The 22694-nt window shown below is 63.5% G+C and carries 27 protein-coding genes and 1 pseudogene; 15 read left to right on the top strand and 13 right to left on the bottom strand.

Features of this window, described 5'->3' with window-relative positions; translation table 11 throughout:
* Positions 1 to 193: 193 nt before the first annotated feature.
* Both tolC and BN1133_RS15775 read left to right on the top strand, forming a co-directional pair.
* Positions 194 to 1516, top strand: a complete 1323-nt coding sequence (tolC, locus tag BN1133_RS15780) for an outer membrane channel protein TolC (protein WP_050667432.1) — start codon at positions 194 to 196, stop codon at positions 1514 to 1516.
* A gap of 119 nt (positions 1517 to 1635) precedes the next feature.
* Complete coding sequence (locus BN1133_RS15775) at positions 1636 to 1845, top strand: YgdI/YgdR family lipoprotein (RefSeq protein WP_050667431.1); 210 nt, start codon at positions 1636 to 1638, stop codon at positions 1843 to 1845.
* A gap of 33 nt (positions 1846 to 1878) precedes the next feature.
* Here BN1133_RS15775 and pspG read toward each other — a convergent pair whose 3' ends face one another.
* The 4 genes from pspG to BN1133_RS15755 form a co-directional block, all read right to left on the bottom strand.
* Complete coding sequence (gene pspG / locus BN1133_RS15770; protein WP_050667430.1) at positions 1879 to 2097, bottom strand: envelope stress response protein PspG; 219 nt, start codon at positions 2095 to 2097, stop codon at positions 1879 to 1881.
* 34 nt (positions 2098 to 2131) lie between these two features.
* The gene (locus BN1133_RS20585; RefSeq protein ID WP_269084467.1) at positions 2132 to 2254 is read right to left on the bottom strand and encodes a hypothetical protein; all 123 of its coding nucleotides are present in this window, start codon (positions 2252 to 2254) and stop codon (positions 2132 to 2134) included.
* Between the two features lie 88 nt (positions 2255 to 2342).
* Positions 2343 to 3008 carry a PspA/IM30 family protein gene (locus tag BN1133_RS15760; RefSeq protein ID WP_050667429.1) on the bottom strand — a complete coding sequence of 222 codons (666 nt, stop codon included), beginning with the start codon at positions 3006 to 3008 and terminating at the stop codon, positions 2343 to 2345.
* Between the two features lie 200 nt (positions 3009 to 3208).
* A complete protein-coding gene (locus tag BN1133_RS15755) occupies positions 3209 to 3931 on the bottom strand; it encodes a 1-acylglycerol-3-phosphate O-acyltransferase (protein ID WP_050667428.1) in 723 nt (240 codons plus the stop codon).
* A gap of 124 nt (positions 3932 to 4055) precedes the next feature.
* Between BN1133_RS15755 and BN1133_RS15750 the strand changes: the two genes are divergently transcribed.
* The 6 genes from BN1133_RS15750 (at position 4056) to BN1133_RS15725 (ending at position 8712) form a co-directional block, all read left to right on the top strand.
* A complete protein-coding gene (locus tag BN1133_RS15750) occupies positions 4056 to 4442 on the top strand; it encodes a hypothetical protein (protein WP_050667427.1) in 387 nt (128 codons plus the stop codon).
* Positions 4443 to 4489: 47 nt separating this feature from the next.
* Positions 4490 to 6484 (top strand): protein-disulfide reductase DsbD family protein, encoded by a 1995-nt coding sequence (locus BN1133_RS15745; RefSeq protein WP_050667426.1) that lies wholly within the window; start codon positions 4490 to 4492, stop codon positions 6482 to 6484.
* Positions 6481 to 7197 (top strand): DsbA family protein, encoded by a 717-nt coding sequence (locus BN1133_RS15740; RefSeq protein WP_050667425.1) that lies wholly within the window; start codon positions 6481 to 6483, stop codon positions 7195 to 7197. The genes BN1133_RS15745 and BN1133_RS15740 overlap by 4 nt, the downstream gene beginning before the upstream one ends.
* Positions 7194 to 7712 carry a protein disulfide oxidoreductase gene (locus BN1133_RS15735; protein WP_050667424.1) on the top strand — a complete coding sequence of 173 codons (519 nt, stop codon included), beginning with the start codon at positions 7194 to 7196 and terminating at the stop codon, positions 7710 to 7712. Before BN1133_RS15740 ends, BN1133_RS15735 begins: the two co-directional genes overlap by 4 nt.
* Before the next feature lie 201 nt (positions 7713 to 7913).
* On the top strand, positions 7914 to 8168 hold the full coding sequence (locus tag BN1133_RS15730; RefSeq protein WP_050667423.1) for a YjhX family toxin: 255 nt from the start codon (positions 7914 to 7916) through the stop codon (positions 8166 to 8168).
* Between the two features lie 43 nt (positions 8169 to 8211).
* Positions 8212 to 8712: a GNAT family N-acetyltransferase gene (locus BN1133_RS15725; protein ID WP_050667422.1), complete on the top strand. Its 501-nt coding sequence runs from the start codon at positions 8212 to 8214 to the stop codon at positions 8710 to 8712.
* 44 nt (positions 8713 to 8756) lie between these two features.
* Here BN1133_RS15725 and BN1133_RS15720 read toward each other — a convergent pair whose 3' ends face one another.
* Positions 8757 to 9578, bottom strand: a complete 822-nt coding sequence (locus BN1133_RS15720; protein WP_050667421.1) for a LysR family transcriptional regulator — start codon at positions 9576 to 9578, stop codon at positions 8757 to 8759.
* A 122-nt stretch (positions 9579 to 9700) separates the two neighbouring features.
* On the opposite strand from BN1133_RS15720, the gene BN1133_RS15715 reads away from it, so the two are divergent.
* Both BN1133_RS15715 and BN1133_RS15710 read left to right on the top strand, forming a co-directional pair.
* Positions 9701 to 10423, top strand: a complete 723-nt coding sequence (locus BN1133_RS15715) for an SDR family oxidoreductase (protein WP_050667420.1) — start codon at positions 9701 to 9703, stop codon at positions 10421 to 10423.
* Between the two features lie 123 nt (positions 10424 to 10546).
* On the top strand, positions 10547 to 10927 hold the full coding sequence (locus BN1133_RS15710) for a nuclear transport factor 2 family protein (RefSeq protein ID WP_050667419.1): 381 nt from the start codon (positions 10547 to 10549) through the stop codon (positions 10925 to 10927).
* A gap of 46 nt (positions 10928 to 10973) precedes the next feature.
* Here BN1133_RS15710 and BN1133_RS15705 read toward each other — a convergent pair whose 3' ends face one another.
* Together BN1133_RS15705 and BN1133_RS15700 are read right to left on the bottom strand one after the other, a co-directional pair.
* Positions 10974 to 11186, bottom strand: a complete 213-nt coding sequence (locus BN1133_RS15705; RefSeq protein ID WP_005346554.1) for a hypothetical protein — start codon at positions 11184 to 11186, stop codon at positions 10974 to 10976.
* 79 nt (positions 11187 to 11265) lie between these two features.
* Positions 11266 to 11583: a hypothetical protein gene (locus BN1133_RS15700; protein ID WP_050667418.1), complete on the bottom strand. Its 318-nt coding sequence runs from the start codon at positions 11581 to 11583 to the stop codon at positions 11266 to 11268.
* Positions 11584 to 11786: 203 nt separating this feature from the next.
* On the opposite strand from BN1133_RS15700, the gene BN1133_RS15695 reads away from it, so the two are divergent.
* The 4 genes from BN1133_RS15695 (at position 11787) to BN1133_RS15685 (ending at position 15511) form a co-directional block, all read left to right on the top strand.
* Positions 11787 to 12617, top strand: coding sequence for a CPBP family intramembrane glutamic endopeptidase (locus tag BN1133_RS15695; RefSeq protein WP_050667417.1), 831 nt, complete (start codon positions 11787 to 11789; stop codon positions 12615 to 12617).
* Positions 12618 to 12993: 376 nt separating this feature from the next.
* Positions 12994 to 14475: a peptide MFS transporter gene (locus tag BN1133_RS15690; protein WP_153006788.1), complete on the top strand. Its 1482-nt coding sequence runs from the start codon at positions 12994 to 12996 to the stop codon at positions 14473 to 14475.
* A gap of 295 nt (positions 14476 to 14770) precedes the next feature.
* On the top strand, positions 14771 to 14929 hold the full coding sequence (locus tag BN1133_RS20365; protein ID WP_168929855.1) for a DUF5993 family protein: 159 nt from the start codon (positions 14771 to 14773) through the stop codon (positions 14927 to 14929).
* A gap of 9 nt (positions 14930 to 14938) precedes the next feature.
* Positions 14939 to 15511, top strand: a complete 573-nt coding sequence (locus BN1133_RS15685) for a disulfide bond formation protein B (protein WP_050667415.1) — start codon at positions 14939 to 14941, stop codon at positions 15509 to 15511.
* Between the two features lie 258 nt (positions 15512 to 15769).
* Here BN1133_RS15685 and BN1133_RS19820 read toward each other — a convergent pair whose 3' ends face one another.
* The 5 genes from BN1133_RS19820 to BN1133_RS15665 form a co-directional block, all read right to left on the bottom strand.
* The gene (locus BN1133_RS19820) at positions 15770 to 16465 is read right to left on the bottom strand and encodes a hypothetical protein (protein WP_231686282.1); all 696 of its coding nucleotides are present in this window, start codon (positions 16463 to 16465) and stop codon (positions 15770 to 15772) included.
* Positions 16465 to 18756: a DNA topoisomerase IV subunit A gene (gene parC / locus BN1133_RS15680; RefSeq protein ID WP_050667414.1), complete on the bottom strand. Its 2292-nt coding sequence runs from the start codon at positions 18754 to 18756 to the stop codon at positions 16465 to 16467. Before parC ends, BN1133_RS19820 begins: the two co-directional genes overlap by 1 nt.
* 77 nt (positions 18757 to 18833) lie before the next feature.
* Positions 18834 to 20717, bottom strand: a complete 1884-nt coding sequence (gene parE / locus BN1133_RS15675) for a DNA topoisomerase IV subunit B (RefSeq protein WP_050667413.1) — start codon at positions 20715 to 20717, stop codon at positions 18834 to 18836.
* Between the two features lie 98 nt (positions 20718 to 20815).
* Positions 20816 to 21178, bottom strand: a complete 363-nt coding sequence (locus BN1133_RS15670) for a protein YgfX (protein WP_224162759.1) — start codon at positions 21176 to 21178, stop codon at positions 20816 to 20818.
* Entirely contained in the window at positions 21175 to 21444 is a 270-nt protein-coding gene (locus BN1133_RS15665; RefSeq protein ID WP_050667412.1) for an FAD assembly factor SdhE, read from the bottom strand. The genes BN1133_RS15670 and BN1133_RS15665 overlap by 4 nt, the downstream gene beginning before the upstream one ends.
* Before the next feature lie 89 nt (positions 21445 to 21533).
* Between BN1133_RS15665 and ygfZ the strand changes: the two genes are divergently transcribed.
* Complete coding sequence (ygfZ, locus tag BN1133_RS15660; RefSeq protein ID WP_269084468.1) at positions 21534 to 22472, top strand: tRNA-modifying protein YgfZ; 939 nt, start codon at positions 21534 to 21536, stop codon at positions 22470 to 22472.
* 12 nt (positions 22473 to 22484) lie between these two features.
* Here ygfZ and BN1133_RS15655 read toward each other — a convergent pair.
* A pseudogene (locus BN1133_RS15655) lies at positions 22485 to 22694 on the bottom strand (LysR family transcriptional regulator); the annotation flags it as partial.

The raw sequence follows: 22694 nt of genomic DNA, 5'->3' as shown, positions 1-22694 counted from the left end.
AGTTTGTAAATCTCTTCCACAGGAAGCGTCACCTATTGACCTTGCCCCCCGGTTATTCGCTGAAATGGATGAAACGAAAGAATTTTTGCTTATAGTAGGGTCATTAAGCTCAGATAAAGCCCATGGGGGTATGCTTGATCGCCCCTTCCCGTCCGGCAACCGCTCAGGATCTACCAATAAGGTTATGGAATCTATGAAACGAACTCTTCTGTCCGTGCTTGTCATGCTGGGTGTCAGCACCGCGGCCCATGCGGAGAACCTCATCGACATCTACCATCAGGCCCAGGTCAAGGATCCTCAGTTGCTGGAGTCCAAGGCCAAGCGTGATGCCGCCTTCGAGAAGATCAACGAATCCCGTGCCGCCCTGCTGCCCCAGATCAACCTGGCCGGCACCGCCGATTATCAGAACACCACGGATGACGTGGCCACCCGCACCCAGCTGGGCGCCCAGGTGACCCTGGATCAATCCATCTACCGTCGCAGCAACTGGGTCAATCTCAGCCTGACCGAGAAGGGTGCCACCCAGAGCGATGTCAGCTACAACCTCGAGCAGCAGAGCCTGATGCTGCGTACCGCCCAGGCCTACTTCAACGTACTCAAGGCCCAGGATACCCTGGAGTTTGTGCGCGCCAACAAGGCTGCGGTCGAGCGCCAGCTCGAGCAGACCCAGCAGCGTTTCGAGGTGGGCCTGACCGCCATCACCGACGTTAACGAAGCCCAGGCAGAACGCGACCAGGCTCTGGCCGACGAGATCCAGGCCGAGAACACCCTGGCCAACAGCTACGAGACCCTGCGCGAGCTGACCGGTGTCGACTACCGTAGCCTGGACGTGCTCAATACCGATCGTTTCAGCCCGGTCAAGAGCCCCCTCAACTCGGATCAGTGGCTCGAGACGGCCCTCGACAAGAACCTGGCCCTGCACAATGCCCGCATCGGCAAAGACATCGCCAAGGAGCAGATCGATCTGGCCAAGACAGGTCACGAGCCGACCCTGGATCTGGGCGCCGGCCTTGGCACCACCAACAACGACTACAAGCTCGACAATCCCCAGGATGGCACCATGGATCAGGCGAGCGTTGGCCTGACCCTCAAGCTTCCCCTCTACAGCGGCGGTGCAACCACCTCCCGGGTCAAGCAGGCCCAGCACACCTATGTGGCCGCCAGCGAGCAGCTCGAGAAGACCTTCCGCTCGGTACAGAGCACGGTCCGCTCTTCCTATAACAACGTCAACTCCAGCATCGGTGCCGTCCGTGCCTATGCCCAGTACGTGGTCTCCGCCGAGAGCTCCCTCAAGGCGACCGAGGCCGGCTACGAGGTGGGTACCCGAACCATAGTCGACGTACTCGACTCCACCCGCAAGCTCTACCAGGCCAAGCAGAAGCTCTCCGAGGCCCGCTACAACTACATCCTGAGCATACTGCAGCTCAAGCAGGCAGCCGGTACCCTGCAAGAGCAGGACTTGGCCGAGGTCAATCAGGGCCTGATGCCCGCCTCCCAGAAAAAGAGCATCACCTGACCGGTGAAGCGATCCCCAAAAGGCGCCTCAAGGCGCCTTTTTGTTATCCGCCACTCCCCCTCAGCGCCCCTTCTGCCACCTATACTTGGGCGGACTGACCCCACCGAGGAGAGTGCGTTATGAAAGGAACCCTGTTTGCCCTGCTCTGCACCCTGATGTTGGCTGGCTGCAGCTCTCAGTACATCATGAGCACCAAGGATGGACGGCTCATCACCACCGACAGCAAGCCGAAACTGGACGAGAGCACCGGCATGTATCGCTATTACGATGCCGAGGGGAGAGAGGTGATGGTAAAGAAGGATGACATCACCCAGATTATGGAGCGCTGAACGAAGCGGGGCGGCCGACGCCGCCCTCTCTGTTTAGTAGTAACGGGGGCGCCGGTTGCGCCGCCAGCTCAAGAACCAGCAGGCCAGCAACACCAGCAGGATCCAGGGCGCCAGCTTGACGATCATCGCCAACATGCCGCCCACTATGCCAAACAGGACGAACAGCCCCGTCACCACCACCATGGCCAACAGGGTAAACCCCGCCAGCCCCATCCCGATCAGGACCACCAGCAGTACCAGAAACTCGACCATCAGGGTTACCTCCAACGGGCCAAATGGCCCTCACTCAATCGAGCCAGCGCCGCACCTCGGCACGTGGCGACATCAACACCATACCGGCCAGGTAGAGGGCCAGCGCCAGGGGGGGCATCAACACCAGGGTAAAGAGCGCCGCCAGCCGCACGGCCACCCGCGAGACCCCGAGCCCCCGAGCCCCCGGGCGACGCCGGCGCAGACGCCCCCCAGGCGGGCATGAAGGGGATCCCGGCGCCAGCGGGTCATGCCCGGCTCCCCTGGCGCTCACGCAGACGAGCCAGCTCGCGCTCGATCTCGTCGGCCTGCTCCAGCTCGCGAAACTGGGCGGCGAGAGAGGCATTCTGCCCCCAGGTGGCGGCCTCGAGTTGCGCCTCGAGCTGCTCCACCTTCCCCTGCATGCCATCGAAGCGATCCATCAGGGCCTGCATCCTGCCCGTATCGAGCTGAGCCTGTACCTTGAGGCGGCTGCGTGCCGTCTCCTCACGCAGGGTCAGGCTCTTGCGCTTCTCTCTGGCCTCGGCCAGTTTGGCGGCCAGGCGCTCGCCATCGCTCTCGAGGCGCACCTTCAGCTCCCCAAGGCGCGCCTGCTCTTCACCCAGCAGGCGCAACTTCTCCTGCTCGGCCAACTTCTCGGCCAGGGCGGCGCGGGCCAACTCTTCACGCCCCTTCTCCAGGGCCAGCGCCGCCTTCTCCTCCCATTGGGCGATCTGACGCTCGAGGGCCAGCTGATGACGCTCCATCTGCTTGCCCTCGGCGATGAGGCGGGCGGCCTGGGTGCGCATCTCAATCTGGGCCTCCTCCATCTCCTCGATCACCAGCCCCAGCAGCTTTTCGGGCTCTTCACTCTTGTCGAGCAGGGCGTGCAGGTTGGCATTCAGGACATCGGTCAGTCGGCGAAACAGGCTCATGGTCTTCTCCTCGTTGAATCGTGATGAACCCACTGTCAATTACAAGGAGCGTGCCATAAGTAGTAATTCCAATATTTTCAATTGCTTGACTATGAATGGCAGACAACGCGCATCAAAGCATGGCGAAATTCACCAATTATTGATGGTTATTTTCGCCATGAAAAAAGGGAGCCATCGGCTCCCTCTCTCATAGACTCCCGTCAGGCTCGACGCTGGACCCGGCTGTCGAGCTCGGCCAGCTTCTCTTCCATCTTGGCGCGGCACACCTCGGAGAGTTCACGGATCCCGGCGGCACCGTGCTCCTTGGGGCAGACAGGGGGCAGCATCTCAATCAGCACCTCGCCGTTGTCCCAGCGGTTGAGATCGACCTGATCGAAGTAGCTGGAGCAGATGATGGGCACCACGGGCACCTCGGCCTGCACCGCGGTGTGGAAGGCGCCTGCCTTGAACGGCAGCAGGCCACGCCCCTTGGAGCGGGTCCCCTCCGGGAACATCCAGATGGAGGTGCCACGCCCCTTGATGCGATCCACCACCTGGCCGATGGTGCCGATGGCACGGTTGCGGTTGGAGCGATCGATCAAGACGTTACCCGAGAGCCAGAACAGTATGCCAAAGAGGGGCAGCCATACCAGGCTCTTCTTGCCCACCGCCACCACGCCGGGCATCACGGCCCCGGTCACGGTAAAGATGTCGTAGTTGCTCTGGTGGTTGCACACATAGACGGCAGGACCGATCCGCTCGGCCCCCTCCGGGAAGGTGACCCGCACCTTGAGGCCAATCAGGGGGCAGACCGCATGGTACATGCGGGCGAAGACATAGACGTTGTTGGGATGGCGCGGCCGCACCAGGCACAGCAGCAGGCCAAAGATAAACCAGAAGAGCAGCAGCACGCCAAGCAGCAGCACGCGGGCAAGTTTGAGCATCGAACACCTCGAATTAAGACTGGGCGCAGTATACTGGCGTGGATTTTGGCGAACAAGCGTTAGCCAGACAGAAGCGAGCCATTGGCTTGCCTCGGCCAACCTCGCCCATTAGGATGTTTCCCCTATGCCAAGAGCCCTCACCCACCGCCGGCGTCTGGCCCGCCTCTTTATGCTGCTGATCGCCATGCTGCTGCTTAACTGCACCCTGCAGCCGGTCATGCGGATGCTGGTCCAGTTCGAGCAAGCCCGGCAGCTGAGCCTGCCGCCGGCCGCATCGACCGACACGGAAGCCCCCTCCCGGGAAGAGGGGATGCCGAGTCCCTGCTCTCTGGTCGGCAAACTGCTCTCGGCCACCCAGTGGAGCGCCATCGCCCCTCTGCTGTTTGCCCTCTACCTGCTGGCCCGTCAGATACTGGCGCCCCCCCTCTCCCGGTGCGCCCGGCCACGTCTCATCCCCATCTCGCCCCCCGAGCGGCGATTACACCTGACCTTGTGCAACTTCCGGGAATAGACAGGCAGCCCATCCGGTCTGTTATTGGTCTTTTTCTGGAGAACCCCATGTTTCGATTGTTGACGACCCTGATCCTGGTGATCGGGTCACTCTGGCTGCCCGCACGGGCGGCCGATACCGGCTGGTTGAGCGAAACCCGCCACCCCCATGTGAAGGTGCGCCTCGAGCGCAACGGTGAGCGAGCCCTGCTGCGCGTACAGCTCGCCGAGGGCTGGAAGACCTACTGGAAGAGTCCGGGCGAGGGAGGCATTGCCCCCGCCATCGCCTGGCAGGGCACTCCCCGGGTAACCTGGCACTGGCCCACCCCGACCCGCTTCGAGGTGGCCGGCCTGCCCGCCCAGGGCTACCCGGGGGATGTGACCTTCCCCCTGACGGTAACCAGCCCGGGCGAACTCGGCGGCACCCTGCGCCTGCCCACCTGCAGCAATGTCTGCGTGCTGACCGACTTCCCCTTCACCCTGGACGAGGGCGGCCCCACCGACGCCGACTTCGATCGCCGCTATGCCCAAGCCCTGAGCCAGGTGCCGCGCCCCCTGCCCGAGACGGTGCAGGTACAAAGCGGCTACCGCCCCGGTGAACTGCAGGTTGAGGCGACCCGCCCCGGCGGTTGGCAGCGCCCTGCGCTCTTCGTCGACACCGTGAAGGGAGCCCTGTTCGGTGCCCCGCGCTTCACCCTGGAGGGGGATCGCCTGATCGCCGTGTTACCGGTGGAAGACGAGTGGGGCAAGGGGGCGCCGGATCTGCAGGGGCAGCCCCTGCCCCTGGTGCTGGTCAACGACGGCCAGGGCTGGCAGCTCGACAGCCGTCCCGGCCCGCCCCTGAGCGAGGCACCGGCGCCCCCTCTCTCCTTGTGGAGCCTGCTTCTGCTGGCCCTCGCCGGTGGCCTCATCCTCAACCTGATGCCCTGCGTGCTGCCGGTGCTGGCCCTCAAGATCGGCTCTCTCACCCGCCATAGCGAGGATCACCGCGCGGTGCGCGCCGGCTTTGTCGCCTCGAGTCTCGGCATCCTGGTCTCCTTCTGGCTGCTGGCCCTGATGAGCGCGCTCCTGCGCCTCACCGGCGCGGCGCTCGGCTGGGGCATCCAGTTCCAAAGCCCCTGGTTTATCGCCATCATGGTGCTGGTCACCGGCCTCTTCACCGCCAACCTGCTGGGGCTGTTTGAGCTGCGCCTGCCCAGCGCCCTGGCCACCCGATTGGGGGTGGCCGGCGGTCAGGGGCGCCTCGGCCACTTCCTGCAGGGGATGTTTGCCACCCTGCTCGCCACCCCCTGCTCGGCACCGTTTCTCGGCACCGCCGTGGCCTTTGCCCTCGCCGCCCCCCTGCCGCAACTCTGGCTGGTGTTCACCACCCTGGGGCTTGGCATGGCCCTGCCCTGGCTGCTGCCAGCCCTGAGCCCGACCATGGCGCGCCTGTTGCCCAGACCCGGTCCCTGGCTTAACGGGCTGCGCCCCCTGCTGGGGATCATGATGCTGGGCTCGAGCCTGTGGCTGGTGAGCCTGCTCGAGCATCACCTGCCGAACTATCTGGTGCTGGCCCTCGGGGCGCTGCTGTTGCTGCTGCCCTGCGCGGCCCTGGCCCGAGTCAGCCGCCGCCACGGGGTGTTGGCCCTGCTCGCCCTGGTGCTGATGCTGCCCCCGGCCCTGTTGGCGCTGCGCGGTGCCAGCGCCACTGTACGCACCGACACCGTGATCTGGCAGCCGCTCAGCGAAGCGGCCATTCAGGCGGCGCTCGGCGACGGCAAGCGGGTCTTCGTGGACGTGACCGCCGACTGGTGCATCACCTGCAAGGCCAACAAGTTCAACGTGCTACTCGATCCTGCCGTGCAGGCGGCCCTTGCTGCCGACGACGTGGTGGCCCTGCGTGGAGACTGGAGCACCCCGAGCGACACCATCAGCGTCTTCCTCAAGGGACGCGGCGTCGCCGCCATCCCCTTCAACCAGATCTACGGACCTGGCCTGCCCCGGGGCAAGGTGCTGCCGCCCCTGCTCAATACCCCATCCACCCTGGCCGCCCTGGCCGAGGCGAGAGGAGAGACCCCATGAAATCCATACTGATGGCCCTGCTGCTGGCCGGCGCCGGCGTCGGCGCCGCCCCCTTCACCCCGGAGCAGGAGGCGCGCATCCGCGAGCTGGTGCGCGAGACCCTGGTGCAAAATCCCGCCATCCTCGACGAGGCCGCCGAGAGTTGGCAGCACCAGCAGGAGGCCGACTACCAGAGCAATCTGGGGCGGCTTATCGAGAGCCAACGCAAGGTGTTGTTCGAGAGCCCTGCCAGCCCGCGCCTCGGGGCCAGGGATCCTGCCCTCACCCTGGTGCTCTTTACCGACTACAACTGCCCCTATTGCAAGCGCTTCGACCCCGAGGTGATGAAGCTGCTCGAACGCAATCCCCGGCTCGGCCTGGTGATCAAGTTTCTCCCCTTCAAGGGGGAGAGCTCGAACAACTCCGCACGCCTGGCTCTGACCCTGTGGAGCCAGAAACCGGAGGCCTTCCTGCCTCTGCACCAGACCCTGATGGGCAAGCGTGGCATGCTCGATGAGACCTCGATCCAGGCCGCCCTCAAGGCGACCGGCAACAGAGCGCTAAGCATGAGCGACGAGAGCGCCCGGGAGGTGAACATCAACCTACAGCTGGCCCGGGAGTTTGGCGTACAGGGGACACCGGCCCTGCTGGTCGGCAGGCAACTCATCCCCGGCGCCATCCCCTATGAGCAGCTCGAGCAGATTGTCCAGGCCGAGCTGGGGGCGCCCCGATGAGCCGCCGAGTACGTGCCTGGTTCAAGGAGGGGGCTCTGGCCCTGCTCCTGCTGGTGCTTGTCACCGGGGTGGCTGACTGGCTGCGCGCCCCGGATGCGACGAGCCTGTCGCTTCAGCCCCTCACTACCCTCGCCGGGGAGCGGGTCGATCTCGCGGCACTGAGCCGTGACCGGCCCCTGCTCATCTATGTCTGGGCCAGCTGGTGCGGGGTGTGCCGCTTCACCGGCGACGCGGTGCAGTCCCTGCACGAAGACGGGGTGCCGGTACTCGGCATCGCCCTGCGCTCGGGGGACGATCCGACCCTCAGCCGCTACCTGGCCCGCCAGGGGTATGACGTTGCCAACATCAATGATCAGGATGGCGCCATCGGCGCAAGCCTGGGGGTCTCCGTGACCCCCACCTTCCTGATGGTAAAGGGGGGCAAGGTAGTGGGAAGCACGACGGGGTGGAGTTCAGGCCCCGGGCTGCGGCTGCGCCTGTGGCTGGCTCGATGGATCGATACTGAGGGCGCTTAGAGGTAACGAGCGCTTGCCCGGCGCCGGCACGATTTGTTACAGTGCCGGCGCATTTCTGTTCAACCTCATCGTTTCGAGGCCTGCATGTTGGAGATTGTCATCACCCGATAATCGGTATTGCCCGGTTATCACATTCGCAAGCGAGGCGAGTACCCACAGTACTGAGCCCTGGTTACCTATGGTGAATGACAAGGAATCCACGTGAACCTTTCCAAACCGGAACAACGGACCCTGCACGTCCTGGCCAAGGGCGGGCGCCTGCTGGTGCTGCGCGACGGCCCCCGTATCCTCCACGTCGAGTGCTACACCCGAGAAGGCTATCTGCTGAGCGACTGTACGGTCGTGACCTTTACCCGGCTGCGCAACAAGCGGCTCATCACCTCCCGTGATGGCCAGCCCTATCGCATCAACTGCCATGGCCTGCAGGCCGTGCGCGCCCAGCTCGACAACCGTTAACCCTTGATAACCGGGGAGAGCACTCCCCGGTGGAGCACCTACCATGCTTACCCGAAACGAATGCCCCGGCGACATCGCCACCATCGACGCCCTGACCCGCGCCGCCTTTGCCACTCACCCCCACTCCCGCCAGACCGAGCACTGCATCGTGGCCGCCTTGCGGGCCAGTGACCGCCTGACCCACTCGCTGGTCGCCGAGGAGGGGGGAGAGCTGCTGGGCCATGTGGCCCTCTCGCCCCTCACCCTCTCCTCGGGCCAAACCGGCTGGTTTGGGCTCGGGCCCATCTCGGTGTGGCCGAGCCGACAGGGGGGCGGGGTTGGCAGCGCCCTGATGAGAGCCGCCATCCAAGCCCTGCAGGCCGAGGGCGCCGCCGGCATAGTGCTGGTGGGCGAGTCCGACTACTACGGCCGCTTCGGCTTCGTGGCCGCCCCCACCCTGCAACTGCCCGGGCTCCCCCCCGAGTACCTGCTGGCCCTGCCGCTCGCGGGGGGGACGCCCAATGGAGCGGTGCAGTTCGACCCGGCGTTTGACGCCAGCTGCTAACAAGAAGGGCCATCCCACGGGATGGCCCTTTTTTCGTCGCTACCTCAAGGGGCCACGTCGGCGCGCAGGCGCGCCATCAGGGCCACCGCCGCCGGCAGGCGCAGGGCATCGGGGGAATAGCAGAGCCCGAGGCGGCGCTTGAGGGGCGGCGCGGCCAGGGCCACCCGGGCGCAGCCGGGGGCGATGAGCGACGCCGGCAGCCAGGCGATGCCGACCCCGGCGGCCACCATGCGAGCGGCCAGGGCCAGGGTACCGGCGTGCTGGGGCCAGACCGGCGCCTGATTGCCGAGGATGGCGAGCAGCCGCTGCTGGGCATAGTGGTGCGGGCACATCACCCAGCACTCTCCGGCCAGCCGCTCGGGGGCGAGCGCCTCCTCCCCGGCCAGAGGGTGGCCGGGCGGCAGGGCCAGCAGGAAGGGCTCTTCGAGCAGGGGTAAAAACAGCTCGTCCTCGCAGCGCAGCGACTCGCAGCCCAGGCGCAGATCGCCGCAGCACCCCTCTGCCAGGGTGAAACGCAGCCCCTCGATGGCGGCCAGATGAGCGCTCAGCGCCCCCACCAGCTCCGCCCCCAGCTCCCCCTCGATGCCGACGGTGAGCTCGAGGTGGGGCTCGGCGGCGCGCAATGAGCGCGCCAGCGCCTCGGCATCGCCGATCAGCCGCTTGGCCCCGGGATAGAGGCGGCGCGCCGCCTCGGTCGCCTCGACCCCGCGCGCCTGGCGGGTAAACAGGGCGGTGCCGAGCTCCTCCTCGAGCCCCTTGAGGGTGGCCGACAGGGTGGGCTGGGTGATGAACAGACGCGCCGCGGCGGCGGTGATGTTGCGCTCCTCGAAGACGGCGACGAAGGCGCGCAGGGGACGAATATCCATAGAAAAGACCTATACCAGAGAGTGAAAAAAGCCATTTTTCACCGGGATTTCACCCCTCTATAGTGGCCCCCATCGCAAAAGGCATCAAGCCTTCCTATTCCTGATAGCGTGGAGAACTCAACATGACCCAGCCCCTTATCGTGATCACCGGTGCCAGCTCCGGGTTTGGCGCCGCCTGTGCCCGGCTGTTTGCCGAGCGCGGCTATCCCCTGCTGTTGCTGGCGCGCCGCATCGAGCGCCTGGAGGCACTGGCGCTCCCCAACACCCTGTGCCGCCAGGTGGATGTGACCGATCGCGCCGCCCTGACCGCCGCACTGGCCGAGGCCGAGGCCCGGTTTGGCCCGGCCGATCTTATCGTCAACAACGCCGGCCAGATGCTGCTTGGCAGGCTCGCCGAGCAGGACCCGAGCGAGTGGGACCGCATGCTGGATGTGAACGTGAAGGGGGTGCTCAACGGCATTCACGCCGTGCTGCCGGGCATGCTGGCGCGCCGTCACGGCACCATCATCAACATCAGCTCCATCGCCGGACGCAAGACCTTCCCGAACCACGCCGCCTACTGCGGCACCAAGTTCGCCGTGCACGCCATCTCGGAGAACCTGCGTGAAGAGGTGGCGATGCAGGACGTGCGCGTCATCACCATCGCCCCCGGCGCGGCCGAGACCGAGCTGCTGAGCCACACCAGCAGCGATGAGATCAAGGCCGGTTACGATCAGTGGAAGGAGCACATGGGCGGCGTCATCTCGGCCCAGGATATCGCCGAGGCGGTGCGCTTTGCCTACGAGCAGCCCCAACACCTGTGCATCCGCGAGATAGTGCTGGCCGCCACTCGCCAGGAGCCCTAAGCGCCCCACCCCATCAAGGAGCCTTCACGGCTCCTTTTCTTTGCTGCCCCCGTCCGGGCAGTGGGGGCGCGCCGCCCGGCCGGGTAGAGTGGCGCTCGAGTGATACCAACCCAGGGAGACCCCATGATTCAGAGCCGACAGTGGGCGCAGGAGCTGCTCGCCTGGAACCGCCACCACCTGCGCGCCGAGGCGACGCTGGACGAGGCGGCCATCGGCGAGCGCTTTGCCGAACACTTCACGGTGCGCGCCAACGGTCGGGAGTACCAGACCGACCGGCCCGGCTACCTCGCCTTCTTGCAGGAGTTTCGGGCCAGCATCGCCACCATCGACTATCGGGTGCAGGAGTGGGTCTGCGAGCCGGGCAGCGCCGTGTTGGCGATGCAGGCGAGCGTGACGCGCCTGAGCGGCAAGGCAGAGCGTTTCGAGGCCATCTTGCTGCTGCGTTTTGACGAGCGCGGCCTGATCACCCTGTGGCAGGAGCTCTACCTGCCGAGCCCACAATGAAACAGGGGGCCCAGGCCCCCCGTGTGTCGACCCATCCCCCGAGCGACTAGGTGAGGTAGTAGCGCCACATCCGCACCGGCTCCGAATAGCCGACCCGGATGCAAAACGGCGAGAGGTCATGGTTGGCCTGATCCAGCGTCAGGCGCTGGTGGGCATCCTCTTCACACCACTGCACAAACTCGTCGCTGTTAAAGCTGTAGTGATCCCCGTGAAAGGCCCCGTGGGCCTCGATAAGCCCGATGGCTTTCTCCGTCTCCATGATTGGCCTCCTGGCACTCGGTTGTTCTCTTCCAGTTTAGGCCCCGAGCCAGCCATTGGCCGCCGGCAAGGCGGCAGGATCAGGGCACAATGCTCCACATGGCACTCTCCATGCCGGTCTCGCGAAAATCCATGACCACCGGATAGCGCTTGCCACACCCCTCGACCTCCCAACGCTCTTTCCAGTACCGGCTGCCGGGCTCCCCCTTGGGCAGTTGCAGCACCACGGGCACAAAGCGCTCCGGCGCATCGCAGCCCAACGCCGCCACCTGGCCTGCCACACCGACCAGGGCATCCCGGATCAGTTGCTGGTTGGCCAGGGTTCCCTCCTGCACGGGCTTGATCGTCTCGGCCTGCAGGGACCAGACGGCGCACAGCAGCAACGGAATCACTCGCATCTTCTCACTCTCCTCCTGTCCATGACCTCAACCATTGATTCGACCGAACCTTATCCATGATCGACCAGTTCAGCCCTGAACAGAACCCCTTATGCCGGTTCCGCCCTCCGCCTCACATCGAAATAAATGCGCTATCCATCATCAACACCATGGTTTTTTCAGCGCCCCATGGCCGTTATCCTTGGCGACAACTTAGGGAGAACATGATGACCATAGCGTTATTCACCAGTTGGGCCCCACTGTGGCTCGCCATCCTCCTCGCCCTGTTTGGCCGCCAGCGGGAGGCCTGGCTACTGCTGGCCCTGTTTCTGGGGTGGGCGACCATCAAGGGGGCCATCACTCCGCAGGCGCTGAGCTTTGCCTTCTCAGGCCTGGTGCTGGCATGGCGCCTGCCGACCCTGTCGCCCCGGTGGCGAATGGGGGGGCACCTCTTGTTGCTGCTCTGGATGGTGGCCCTGCTCCATCACAAGGTGCCGGGCTTTCATAATCCGCTGGTGCTCGAACGGGTGCTTGCCGGGGGGCAGAGCGTTCCTTTCAACCTCTACTTCAACTACGACAAGCCGCTCATCTTCTTCGCCCTGTTACTGGCCTGGCCCGGCCTGAGGGGCAGCGGTGGCCCGATAAAGCGGCGAGCCTTGCTGCTACTGCCGCTGCCCATGCTGGGACTCTTGCTGCTGGCGTGGCAGCTGGGGGCCCTCAGGCCCGAGGTGGGGCTACCCGACTGGTGGCTCCTCTTTGCCATCAACAATCTGCTGCTGACCTGCGTCGTCGAAGAGGCGCTGTTTCGCGGCTACCTGCAGCAGGGGCTGGTGCGTCGCTTCTCCCTGCCCATCGGCCTGCCACTGGCCGCCCTGCTCTTTGGTGCCGATCATCTGGCAGGGGGGCCCCTGATGATGATCTTCGCGGCCCTGGCCGGTCTGTGCTATGGCCTCGCCTTTCACTGGAGCCAGCGCCTCTGGGTTGCCGTGCTCTTTCACTTTGCCCTCAACATCACCCATCTGGCGCTCTTTACCTACCCCCTGGCGCGTCATTGAGTCTGGTGGCGAAGCCCGCACGGGCTTCGCCACCCACGCCATATTTATTCATCACAACGATGTCCTGCCCCCCCTCGCTATCGGCGGACGGCCCCTGAGCCTGCCTGTCAACACCAGAAAGGAAACCAGAAAATGGATTCCCACTGCCCTCAAGCAGGGCAGTCCGCCCCTTGGCAGCAAGAATAAAAAATCAAATAAAATCAATAAAAACAAATTAATCCTTCCCGATTAAATGTTAGGTATGGCTATTTGAACGACTTGGCCGCTAAATGACAGGTCTGCCTTCAGAGCGGCAAGGAAGCGCGCAAGGCTAACCGGCAACAGACCGGATGCTCTCAGGACGAGTGATGACTTTTTCTCTCACAGGAGACTGACAGTGAGCGCTTCCAACCAACACACCACCATACCCCCGGGCTCGGGGGCTCTCTTCTTTATTCAGACCTTCGCCACCCTCGGCTTTGCCGTGCTCTACTCCACCCTGGTGCTCTATGCGACCCAGCGACTCGGCTTCAGCGAAACCCAGGCCAATGCCATGATGGGCGTGTTCGGGGCCTTCAACTATGGGCTGCACCTGTTTGGTGGCTATCTGGGTGGGCGCTACCTCAGCAATCGCAATCTCTTCGTGCTGGGCATGGTGCTCCAGGTTACCGGCTGTTACGTCATCGCAGAGACGGGGGCGGACGGCCTCTACTGGGGTCTTGCCATGTTCCTGACCGGCAGCGGCCTCAACGTAACCTGCCTCAACATGATGCTGACCCAACGCTTCACCCCCGATGATCATCGCCGCGAGAGTGCCTTTCTCTGGAACTACGCCGGGATGAATCTGGGCTTCTTCATCGGCTTCTCGGTGGCGGGTTACTTCCAGCTCGCCGCGGATTATCACAGCCTGTTCCTGTTCGCGACCCTGGGCAATGTGATCGCCATCGTCGCCACCTTCGCCTGCTGGCCCATCCTGGCCGATATCAGTACCCCGCTGCGCCATATCAAGGGCAGAGGCTTCTATCTTCGCATGCTCGCCGGCCTTCTCATTCTGGCCATGCTGGTGCCGGTCCTTCGCCTCCTGCTGACCCATGCCGACTTCAGCAGCCACTTCGTGCTGTTGCTCGGCCTGCTGGTGCTGGTCTTGCTCGGCGTGATGACGGCCCGCCATCAAGATGGGGCCGAGCGCAGCCGCATGCTGGCCTATCTGATCCTGGCCCTCGGCTCCCTGGTCTTCTGGTCGCTCTACCAGCTGGCCCCCATGGGGCTGATGCTCTTCTCCGAGCACAACATCAACCTCAACCTGTTCGGGCTGCAGATCGCGCCCCAGTGGATCCAGAACATCAACACCCTGGTCATCGTCATCGGTGGCCCGCTGATGGCCCTGCTGTTCAAGCGACTGCGCGAACGGGGGTGGAATATCGACATCCCCTCCCAGTTTGCCGCCTCCCTCTTCTGCATGGGGCTGGGCATGCTGGTGCTGCCACTGGGCATTCATCTGGCCGGGGCCGACGGCCTGGTCGCCTTCAAATGGATCGCCATCAGCTATGTGCTGCAGAGCCTGGGCGAGCTGCTTATCTCCCCCATCGGCTACGCCATGATTGGAAAACTGGCCCCTGCCAGCCTGCAAGGGGTCTTGATGGGGTGCTGGATGATGGTGACCGGCGTCGCCTCTGTGCTGGCGGGATATGTCTCGAGTGCCATGCCGCAAAATATCGGCACGACGCCGGCTGCCACCGATCCTGGCTACAGCGCCGTGTTTGGCATGCTGGGTTGGGGCGCCACGGGCGCAGGTCTGGTGTTGCTGTTGCTGGTGCCCCGTCTGCGCCTGCTGATCGCCCCCCGGCGCGACTCCCGGGCGCAGCCCCTGGCCGCCTGACGCTTCGTGTCCGGCCATTTCCCGGGCGGGGCCCGTTGGGCCTCGCCTCTGATCACTTGCACGAGATGAATCACCCGGCGGGAATTACCTGCCATGTGACCCTTGTGTTGACGTGGGCTTATAATGGCCTTGCCGCCACGCTCTGCCCGCGCCATTTATTCCCGCGCATCCTGCCCCGGGATTAATTAAATTCTGGCAGCGTCACCAGGTGCCGGGGCAATGTGCGCACCCTGTCACTCATTTCATATATACTGGTTGCACCTTTCATACTGCCCGGCCAATGAGGAAATATACGATGTATATGTTTCTACCCTTCTTGCTTGCGCTGATAACCGGTATCAGCATCCTGCTAAACAAGCGCACCGCCTCCTATCTGCTCTGGTCTCTTCTTCTGATCGTGACCCTGCTCTCGTTTATGCACCATGTGACCGACCCGCTTACCCTCTCGTTTTAGGAGCCTGCCATGACCCTCTCCACTCCTTCTGCTCCGGCACAAGAGAACGATCTGCCGCCACTGCTCAATACCCTCGGATTATTGGGCGTCTCCCTGACGCTGATAGTCGCCTTCTATTACCAGCTCTACCTCTCCGAGCTTCCCTGCCCCTTGTGTCTGTTGCAACGAGCCGGCCTGATTGTGGCGGGCCTCGGCTTTATGTTGAACCTGCAATTTGGTCCCAGAGGCACCCACTACGGTATCGTGATGATCGGCGCCCTGACCACGGCCCTCATCGCCACCCGGCAGGTGCTCCTGCATATTCTCCCCGGCGATCCCGGCTATGGCTCAACCTTCCTCGGCCTGCACTTCTATACCTGGTCGCTGGTGAGTGCCCTGCTGATCATCCTGGCCGTCGCCCTGGTGCTGATAGTGAGCGACAGGCTCACCCTCTCCCTGCCCACGGTAGCCCGCTGGGGACGTATCGCCTCATTGATCTTCGTCATCCTGATCGCGGCCAATCTCGCCTCGACCCTGCTCGAATGCGGCACCGGGCAGTGTGAGGATAATCCCACCTTCTACCAGCTACTCGGTCTGCGATAACCATCCCGGGTGGCGAAAGCGCCTCGCTTTCGCCACTCCCCTTCCCCCTTACGCCTCTATCACAACGGTGGGTGTCCCAGAATCTCTAATATATACCGGCTAAAACTCGCATATTTATTGAGTTCATTCGACAAAACATCATTAGTTATCAGTAGCTAAAGTCCGAAACTAAATGGCATACGTCAGCGTTTATCGTTTGCGTGGGTCTGATTACGCTTCGTTAATCAGACCCACAGCCTTATAAAGGCCTGTGAAAAACTAACTCACTTTCAACACTTCTTTACCATAGTGAGTTTCACATTGTACATATTCTAATAGCGCATACAGTTTATCAGGTTCATTTCTTATAACCTTCAAACTATCCATTGTCGTTTCCCTTGGTGAAACTGTTGTTAAAAATAGCTCGCCATAAATCTCATTTTGCAAACATGATATGAGATCTCTGGTGAAACACGATATTTCTCTAGATACCCATTCTAACTTACTAAAAAAGTCATTTTTTTCAAGATATGGTTGTTCCCTGGAAAGCTCGTATAATTTTGCTTGAATCATGAAGCGAGTTGTTCTAAATAACAAAGGATTTAAAATTTCGTGGCACTCCAATTCTTTGCAAAACAAATACGTGACATGCTCAAGCTGCATTGCATAATCCATTCTTTTAGGGAGGTCAACCTCATGTCCATCTTTTTTATTAACACGCCATATCAACGCTTTTAAAGATAGTTCATCACAAGTAGATGTCAGTGCATTGGAGACGGAGAGCAATTGTTCAAATATCTTAATTTGATGTTCTTTTTTAAAATTAGCTCTTCTTTCCCGTTGAGCTTGATAAATTGGTACAAACAATCCAAAAAAAGCTAAAAAAACAGGTGAGAAATCCTTTATAAAGTCGTACATAAAATCACCAAAAAAAATATTTATTTTAAGAAAAGGCGCTTTCGCGCCCTTATTCATTACCCTTCCTGATTTTCCCCGGCTGCCGGTTCGGTTCCGGCTGCGGGTTCAATCTCGATACGATCGACCCGCTGCAAGCCTCTGGGCAGCTTGGCGCCGCGGCGGCCGCGCTCGCCACGGTAGTACTCGAGATCCGAAGGTTTCAGGGTCAGCTTGCGCTTGCCGGCAAACAGGGTGACCGACTGGCCGGCGGGCACCACGGCGAGCTGGGTGACAAACTCCTCGCGCGCCTTCACCCGGGCCGAGGGGATGCTGATGATCTTGTTGCCCTTGCCTTTGCCGAGCACCGGCAGGGTCGAGAGCGGGAACAGCAGCATGCGCCCCTCGTTGGAGATGGCCATGCAGAGATCGCTGTCCGGGCGCTTGATGGGCTGCGGCGCCAGCACCTGGCCCCCCTCCGGCACCGACAGCAGCGCCTTGCCGTTCTTGTTCTTACCGATCATGTCCTCATAGCTGCAGACGAAGCCATATCCCGCATCGGTCGAGAGCAGATAGGGCTCCTGCTCGCTTCCCATCACCACATGGTGCACCTCTTCGCCCGGGCTTAAGGCGAAGCGACCGGTGAGCGGCTCGCCCTGGCTGCGGGCCGAGGGCAGGGTGTGTGCCTCCAGGGAATAGCTGCGCCCCAGAGTGGAGAGAAATACCGCCTGCTGGTTGCTGCGCCCCTGGGCGTCGCACAGGAAGTGATCGCCGGCCTTGTAGCTGAGGCCTGCGCTGTCCACGTCGTGCCCCTTGGCGGCGCGGATCCAGCCCGCGGCCGAGAGGATGACGGTGACCGGCTCGCTCGGGGTGAGCTCCTTCTCGGTCAGGGCCACGGCGGCGGCGCGCTCCACCAGGGGGGTGCGGCGATCGTCGCCGTACTTCTCGGCGTCGGCCAAGAGCTCCTTCTTGATGAGGGTCGAGAGGCGGCGCTCGGAGCCGAGGATAAGCTCGAGCTTGCCGCGCTCCTCTTCCAGCTCTTTTTGCTCGGCGCGGATCTTGAACTCCTCGAGCTTGGCCAGATGGCGCAGCTTGAGCTCGAGGATCGCCTCGGCCTGGGTCTCTGTGATGCCGAAGCGTTCGATCATCACGGCGCCCGGCTCATCCTCGGTGCGGATGATGTGGATCACCTCGTCGATGTTGAGGTAGGCGATCAGCAGGCCTTCGAGGATGTGCAGGCGGGAGAGCACCTTGTCGAGACGATACTGCAGGCGGCGGCGCACGGTTTCACGGCGGAAGGTGAGCCACTCGGTGAGTATGGTCTTGAGATCCTTGACCTGGGGGCGGTTATCCAGCCCCAGGATATTGAGGTTGACCCGGTAGTTCTTCTCGAGATCCGTGCTGGCAAAGAGATGCGCCATCAGGCCATCCACATCGATACGGTTGGAGCGCGGCACTATCACCAGACGGGTCGGGTTCTCGTGATCCGACTCGTCGCGCAGGTCGGTCACCATGGGCAGCTTCTTGGCGGTCATCTGCCCGGCGATCTGCTCGAGGATCTTGGCGCCCGAGGCCTGGTGCGGCAGGGCGGTGATGACGATCTCGCCGTCTTCCAGCGCCCAGACGGCGCGCTGCTTGATAGAACCCTTGCCGGTCTCGTAGATTTTGCGGATCTCGTCACGGGGCGTGATGATCTCGGCGTTGGTCGGGTAGTCCGGCCCCTGAATGTGGGCCATCAGGGCATCGAGCCCGGCCTCGGGGTTGTCGAGCAGCTCGGCGCAGGCGTGAGCCACCTCGCGGGCGTTATGGGGCGGAATGTCGGTCGCCATCCCCACCGCGATGCCGGTCACCCCGTTGAGCAGGATATGGGGCAGGCGTGAGGGCAGCACCTTGGGCTCTTTCATGGTGCCGTCGAAGTTGGGCACCCAGTCGGCCGTGCCCTGGCCGAGCTCGGAGAGCAAAATTTCCGAGAAGCGCGACAGGCGCGCCTCGGTGTAACGCATGGCGGCGAACGACTTGGGATCGTCCGGCGCCCCCCAGTTGCCCTGGCCGTCCACCAGCGGGTAGCGGTAGGAGAAGGGCTGGGCCATCAGCACCATGGCCTCATAGCAGGCGCTGTCCCCGTGGGGGTGGTACTTACCCAGCACGTCACCCACGGTACGGGCCGATTTCTTGTGCTTGGAGAGGGCCGAGAGTCCCAGCTCGCTCATGGCGTAGATGATGCGGCGCTGTACCGGCTTGAGACCGTCGCCGATGTGCGGCAGGGCGCGGTCCATGATGACGTACATGGAGTAGTCGAGGTAGGCCTTCTCGGTGAAGGCGTGCAGTGGCTGACGCTCCACCCCGTCGAGGCTCTGCTCTAGGTCACTCATGGGTTCTTCTCTTGGTTATAGGGGGCGGCGCTGGCCGCCCGAATTCGGGGGCACGGCCCGGGCCGTGCCGCTTGGGGTTACACCTCGGCGAGGTTGCCCTTCTCTTCGAGCCACTCGCGGCGATCGGAGGCACGCTTCTTGGCCAGCAGCATGTCCATCAGCTTCATGGTGGCCTCGGCGTCTTCCATGGTGAGCTGCACCAGGCGGCGGGTATTGGGATCCATGGTAGTCTCGCGCAGCTGCTTGGGGTTCATCTCACCCAGGCCCTTGAATCGGGTCACCATCACCTTGCCCTTCTTCTTCTCCGCCTCGACCCGCTCGAGCACGCCGTTCTTCTCGTCCTCGTCGAGGGCGTAGTAGACCTCCTTGCCGATATCGATGCGATAGAGGGGCGGCATGGCCACATAGACGTGGCCCTTCTCCACCAGGGTGCGGAAGTGCTTCACGAACAGGGCGCACAGCAGGGTGGCGATGTGCAGGCCGTCGGAGTCCGCATCGGCGAGGATGCACACCTTGCCGTAGCGAAGGCCGCCAAGATCGTCCGAGTCGGGATCGAGGCCGATGGCCACCGAGATGTCGTGTACCTCCTGGGAGGCGAGCACCTGGCCGGCCTCGACCTCCCAGGTGTTCAGGATCTTGCCGCGCAGGGGCATGATGGCCTGAAACTCCCGGTCGCGCGCCTGCTTGGCGCTGCCGCCCGCCGAGTCACCCTCCACCAGGAACAGCTCCCCCTGCATGGGGTCGGCGCAGCCGCAGTCGGTGAGCTTGCCCGGCAGGGCCGGCCCCTGGGTGACCTTCTTGCGTACCACCGTCTTGGCGGCGCGCATGCGGCGCTGGGCGCTGGAGATGCAAAGCTCGGCGATCTGCTCGGCCAGCTCGGTGTTGGCATTCAAAAAGAGGCTGAAGGCGTCTTTCACCACGCCCGATACAAACGCCGCGCACTGGCGCGACGACAGCCGCTCCTTGGTCTGGCCGGCGAACTGGGGATCCTGGATCTTGACCGAGAGGATGTAGGCGCAGCGATCCCAGATGTCTTCCGGGGTGAGCTTGACGCCGCGCGGCAGAAGATTGCGAAACTCGCAGAACTCGCGCATGGCGTCGAGCAGCCCCTGGCGCAGGCCGTTGACGTGGGTGCCGCCCAGCGCCGTGGGGATCAGGTTCACATAGGATTCGGCGAGGCTCTCGCCCCCCTCGGGCAGCCAGCACAGGGCCCAGTCCGCCGCCGAGCTCTCGGTGGCAAAGGAGCCGACGAAGGGCTGCTCCGGCAGGCAGGGGACGTGCTTGACCGCGTCCACCAGGTAATCTTTCAGGCCATCTTCATAGCACCAGGCGAGCTTGATGCCGGTGTTCTTGTCGAGGAAGGTGATCGAGAGGCCGGGGCAGAGCACGGCCTTGGCCTTGAGCAGGTGCTCGAGCTTGGAGACCGAAAATTTCGGGGAGTCGAAGTAGTGGGCCTCGGGCCAGAAGCGCACCCGGGTGCCGGTGTTGCGCCGCCCGCAGGTGCCGGTGACCGCGAGCTCGGAGACCTTCTCCCCCTTCTCGAAGGCGATCTCGTAGACCTGACCGTCGCGGCGCACCGTCACCTCGACCCGGGTCGAGAGGGCGTTGACCACCGAGATCCCCACCCCGTGCAGACCGCCGGAGAACTGATAGTTCTTGCCCGAGAACTTGCCCCCCGCGTGCAGCTTGCAGAGGATAAGCTCCACCCCCGAGACCCCCTCTTCCGGGTGGATATCCACCGGCATGCCACGGCCGTCGTCGATCACCTCGAGGGACTGATCCTCGTGCAGGATCACCTCGACGCTGCGGGCGTGGCCTGCCAGCGCCTCGTCGACGCTGTTGTCGATGACCTCCTGACCCAGGTGGTTGGGGCGGGTGGTGTCGGTGTACATGCCGGGGCGACGTCGCACCGGCTCCAGGCCATTAAGGACCTCAATGGCATCGGCATTGTATTGAGACATGGATTCTCGGGTCTGGGCAAAAGAGAGTTGATGGGAATCTTAACCCCTCCCCCGCAGGGGAACAAACTATGGCAGGGGTTAGCCGCCGAAATTGGGGCTCACGACAGATGAATGGCGCGGGCCAGGGCGCGGTAATCCCTATCGCCGAGTTGATCGGCGAAGAGGGCGAGTCCGCCTTGCTCGAAGCGAAGCCAGAGCAGACCCGGCAAGACGCGGCAGCGCGCTGGCTGCCAGGGGTGCCCATCGCGCCAGAGCCGCTCCCCGTCCCAGGCCAGGGTCGGGGCGGCGCGTCCCATGACCAACCAGGAGCGCCACAGGGCCAGCCCCCAGAGGGGGACAAACAGCCCCCACTGCCAGCCATCAAGCCAGAAGGGGGTCGGGGCGATCAGCAACAGATAGAGCAGCAGCATCACCCCCCGCCCCCGGCGCGACGGGCGCAGTGGCAGGGGGGCGCCGGTCACAGCCTGGCGTCGTGACGGGCCTGGTTGCGCTGCAGGATGAAGGGCACCAGGGCGGCAAAATCGGGGTCGCTGGGCACGCCGTGGCCCATAAACCACTTGAAGAGATCCGGGTCGTCGCAGGTGAGCAGGCGCTCGAAGGTCTTCTGCTGCTCCGGGGTGAGGGCGTCGTATTCGTGCTCGAAGAAGGGCATCACGATCACGTCCAGTTCCAGCATGCCACGGCGGCAGGCCCACTTGAGACGGGATTTCTCGGCTGGGGTCAACATCGACATTACTCCAAGTGAAAACGGGGGGATGGTAGCAGCCCGATTTTCCGGCTGACAAATTTTCCTTCCATCTTTACCATGACGGTCACATCTTTTGCCCCTGTCGGACACCCATCATGAGTAGCCAACTGCCTGTTTTTCCAGCACAACCCACCCTCTATACCCTGCCCGGTTTCGCCGCCATCCGGCTCACCGGCGAGGAGCGGGTCAAGTATCTGCAGGGCCAGGTCACCTGTGATGTGGCGGCACTGACCCCGGGCCAGCAGACTCTGGGGGGGCACTGCGATCCCAAGGGCAAGCTGTGGAGCGACTTTCGCCTGCTCACCCTGGCGTCGGCCCTGCTGCTGGTGCTGCGCCGCTCGGCCCTGGCTCGCGAGCTGCCCGAGCTGAAAAAATTCGCGGTCTTCTCCAAGGTGGAGATCGTCGAGGCGCCCCACACACTGGCAGGCCTGGCCGGCAGCGGGTGTGACGCCCTGATGGCCGACACCTTCGGCCTCACCGGCAGCGGCCTCATCCCCGGCGGCATGGCGGTGCGCCTCGAGGCCGACCGCTGGCTGCTGGCCAGCGAATCCCTGCCCGCACTGACCCTGCCCGAGGGGAGCGAGGGCGACTGGATGGGCTTTGAGATCCTCGCCGGCCTGCCCCATCTCGAGGCGCCCCATCAGGGGGAGTACATTCCCCAGATGATCAACCTGCAGGCCCTGGACGGCATCAGCTTCACCAAGGGGTGCTACACGGGTCAGGAGACGGTGGCCCGCGCCAAGTACCGGGGCGCCAACAACCGCGCCCTGTTCCTGCTCGAAGGCAACGCCGGCCGCGAGGTGTCAGCCGGCGATACCCTGGAGCTCCGCCTCGGGGAGAACTGGCGCCGCAGCGGCACGGTGATCAATGTCTGGCAGGAAGGTGACGCCCTGCTGGTGAGCGCCGTACTGCCCAAGGATACCGAGGCCGATGCCGAGTTCCGCCTCAAAGAGGACGAGGGCTCGGCCCTGCGCCTGCGACCCCTGCCCTACGAGCTGGTCGACTAGGGAGGGGCGCCTCTACCCCCCCTCTCCCTGACCCCGGGTGCGCGCCTGTAGCGCCTCTTTCAACCAGCGCCCCGCCTGTCCGAGCGGGCGGGCGCGATGCCACAAGAGCTGGGTGCTCATGGCCGGCGGCCCCGCCAGAAAGGTGGGGGTCAGGCAGACCAGCTCACCCCGGGCCAGGGGCCCCTCCACCAGCACATCGGGGATGCTGGCCCACCCCAGCCC

Source organism: Aeromonas schubertii (assembly GCF_000820105.1).
Classification (GTDB): Bacteria; Pseudomonadota; Gammaproteobacteria; order Enterobacterales; family Aeromonadaceae; genus Aeromonas; species Aeromonas schubertii.
Note: the sequence above shows the minus strand (reverse complement) of the source record. Positions and strands in the feature narration are given on the sequence as shown.

Bases quoted from the DNA above. Each gene is read 5' to 3' on its own strand.
- BN1133_RS15695 (WP_050667417.1), top strand. From the start codon at position 11,787: ATGATGACCATAGCGTTATTCACCAGTTGGGCCCCACTGTGGCTCGCC.
- BN1133_RS15720 (WP_050667421.1), bottom strand. From the start codon at position 9,578: ATGGATATTCGTCCCCTGCGCGCCTTCGTCGCCGTCTTCGAGGAGCGC.
- BN1133_RS15710 (WP_050667419.1), top strand. From the start codon at position 10,547: ATGATTCAGAGCCGACAGTGGGCGCAGGAGCTGCTCGCCTGGAACCGC.
- BN1133_RS15665 (WP_050667412.1), bottom strand. From the start codon at position 21,444: ATGTTGACCCCAGCCGAGAAATCCCGTCTCAAGTGGGCCTGCCGCCGT.
- pspG (WP_050667430.1), bottom strand. From the start codon at position 2,097: ATGGTCGAGTTTCTGGTACTGCTGGTGGTCCTGATCGGGATGGGGCTG.
- tolC (WP_050667432.1), top strand. From the start codon at position 194: ATGAAACGAACTCTTCTGTCCGTGCTTGTCATGCTGGGTGTCAGCACC.
- BN1133_RS15705 (WP_005346554.1), bottom strand. From the start codon at position 11,186: ATGGAGACGGAGAAAGCCATCGGGCTTATCGAGGCCCACGGGGCCTTT.
- BN1133_RS19820 (WP_231686282.1), bottom strand. From the start codon at position 16,465: ATGAATAAGGGCGCGAAAGCGCCTTTTCTTAAAATAAATATTTTTTTT.
- BN1133_RS15750 (WP_050667427.1), top strand. From the start codon at position 4,056: ATGCCAAGAGCCCTCACCCACCGCCGGCGTCTGGCCCGCCTCTTTATG.
- BN1133_RS15700 (WP_050667418.1), bottom strand. From the start codon at position 11,583: ATGCGAGTGATTCCGTTGCTGCTGTGCGCCGTCTGGTCCCTGCAGGCC.
- BN1133_RS15715 (WP_050667420.1), top strand. From the start codon at position 9,701: ATGACCCAGCCCCTTATCGTGATCACCGGTGCCAGCTCCGGGTTTGGC.
- BN1133_RS15775 (WP_050667431.1), top strand. From the start codon at position 1,636: ATGAAAGGAACCCTGTTTGCCCTGCTCTGCACCCTGATGTTGGCTGGC.
- parE (WP_050667413.1), bottom strand. From the start codon at position 20,717: ATGTCTCAATACAATGCCGATGCCATTGAGGTCCTTAATGGCCTGGAG.
- BN1133_RS15735 (WP_050667424.1), top strand. From the start codon at position 7,194: ATGAGCCGCCGAGTACGTGCCTGGTTCAAGGAGGGGGCTCTGGCCCTG.
- BN1133_RS15740 (WP_050667425.1), top strand. From the start codon at position 6,481: ATGAAATCCATACTGATGGCCCTGCTGCTGGCCGGCGCCGGCGTCGGC.
- parC (WP_050667414.1), bottom strand. From the start codon at position 18,756: ATGAGTGACCTAGAGCAGAGCCTCGACGGGGTGGAGCGTCAGCCACTG.
- BN1133_RS15760 (WP_050667429.1), bottom strand. From the start codon at position 3,008: ATGAGCCTGTTTCGCCGACTGACCGATGTCCTGAATGCCAACCTGCAC.
- BN1133_RS15725 (WP_050667422.1), top strand. From the start codon at position 8,212: ATGCTTACCCGAAACGAATGCCCCGGCGACATCGCCACCATCGACGCC.
- BN1133_RS15755 (WP_050667428.1), bottom strand. From the start codon at position 3,931: ATGCTCAAACTTGCCCGCGTGCTGCTGCTTGGCGTGCTGCTGCTCTTC.
- BN1133_RS20365 (WP_168929855.1), top strand. From the start codon at position 14,771: ATGTATATGTTTCTACCCTTCTTGCTTGCGCTGATAACCGGTATCAGC.
- BN1133_RS15685 (WP_050667415.1), top strand. From the start codon at position 14,939: ATGACCCTCTCCACTCCTTCTGCTCCGGCACAAGAGAACGATCTGCCG.
- BN1133_RS15745 (WP_050667426.1), top strand. From the start codon at position 4,490: ATGTTTCGATTGTTGACGACCCTGATCCTGGTGATCGGGTCACTCTGG.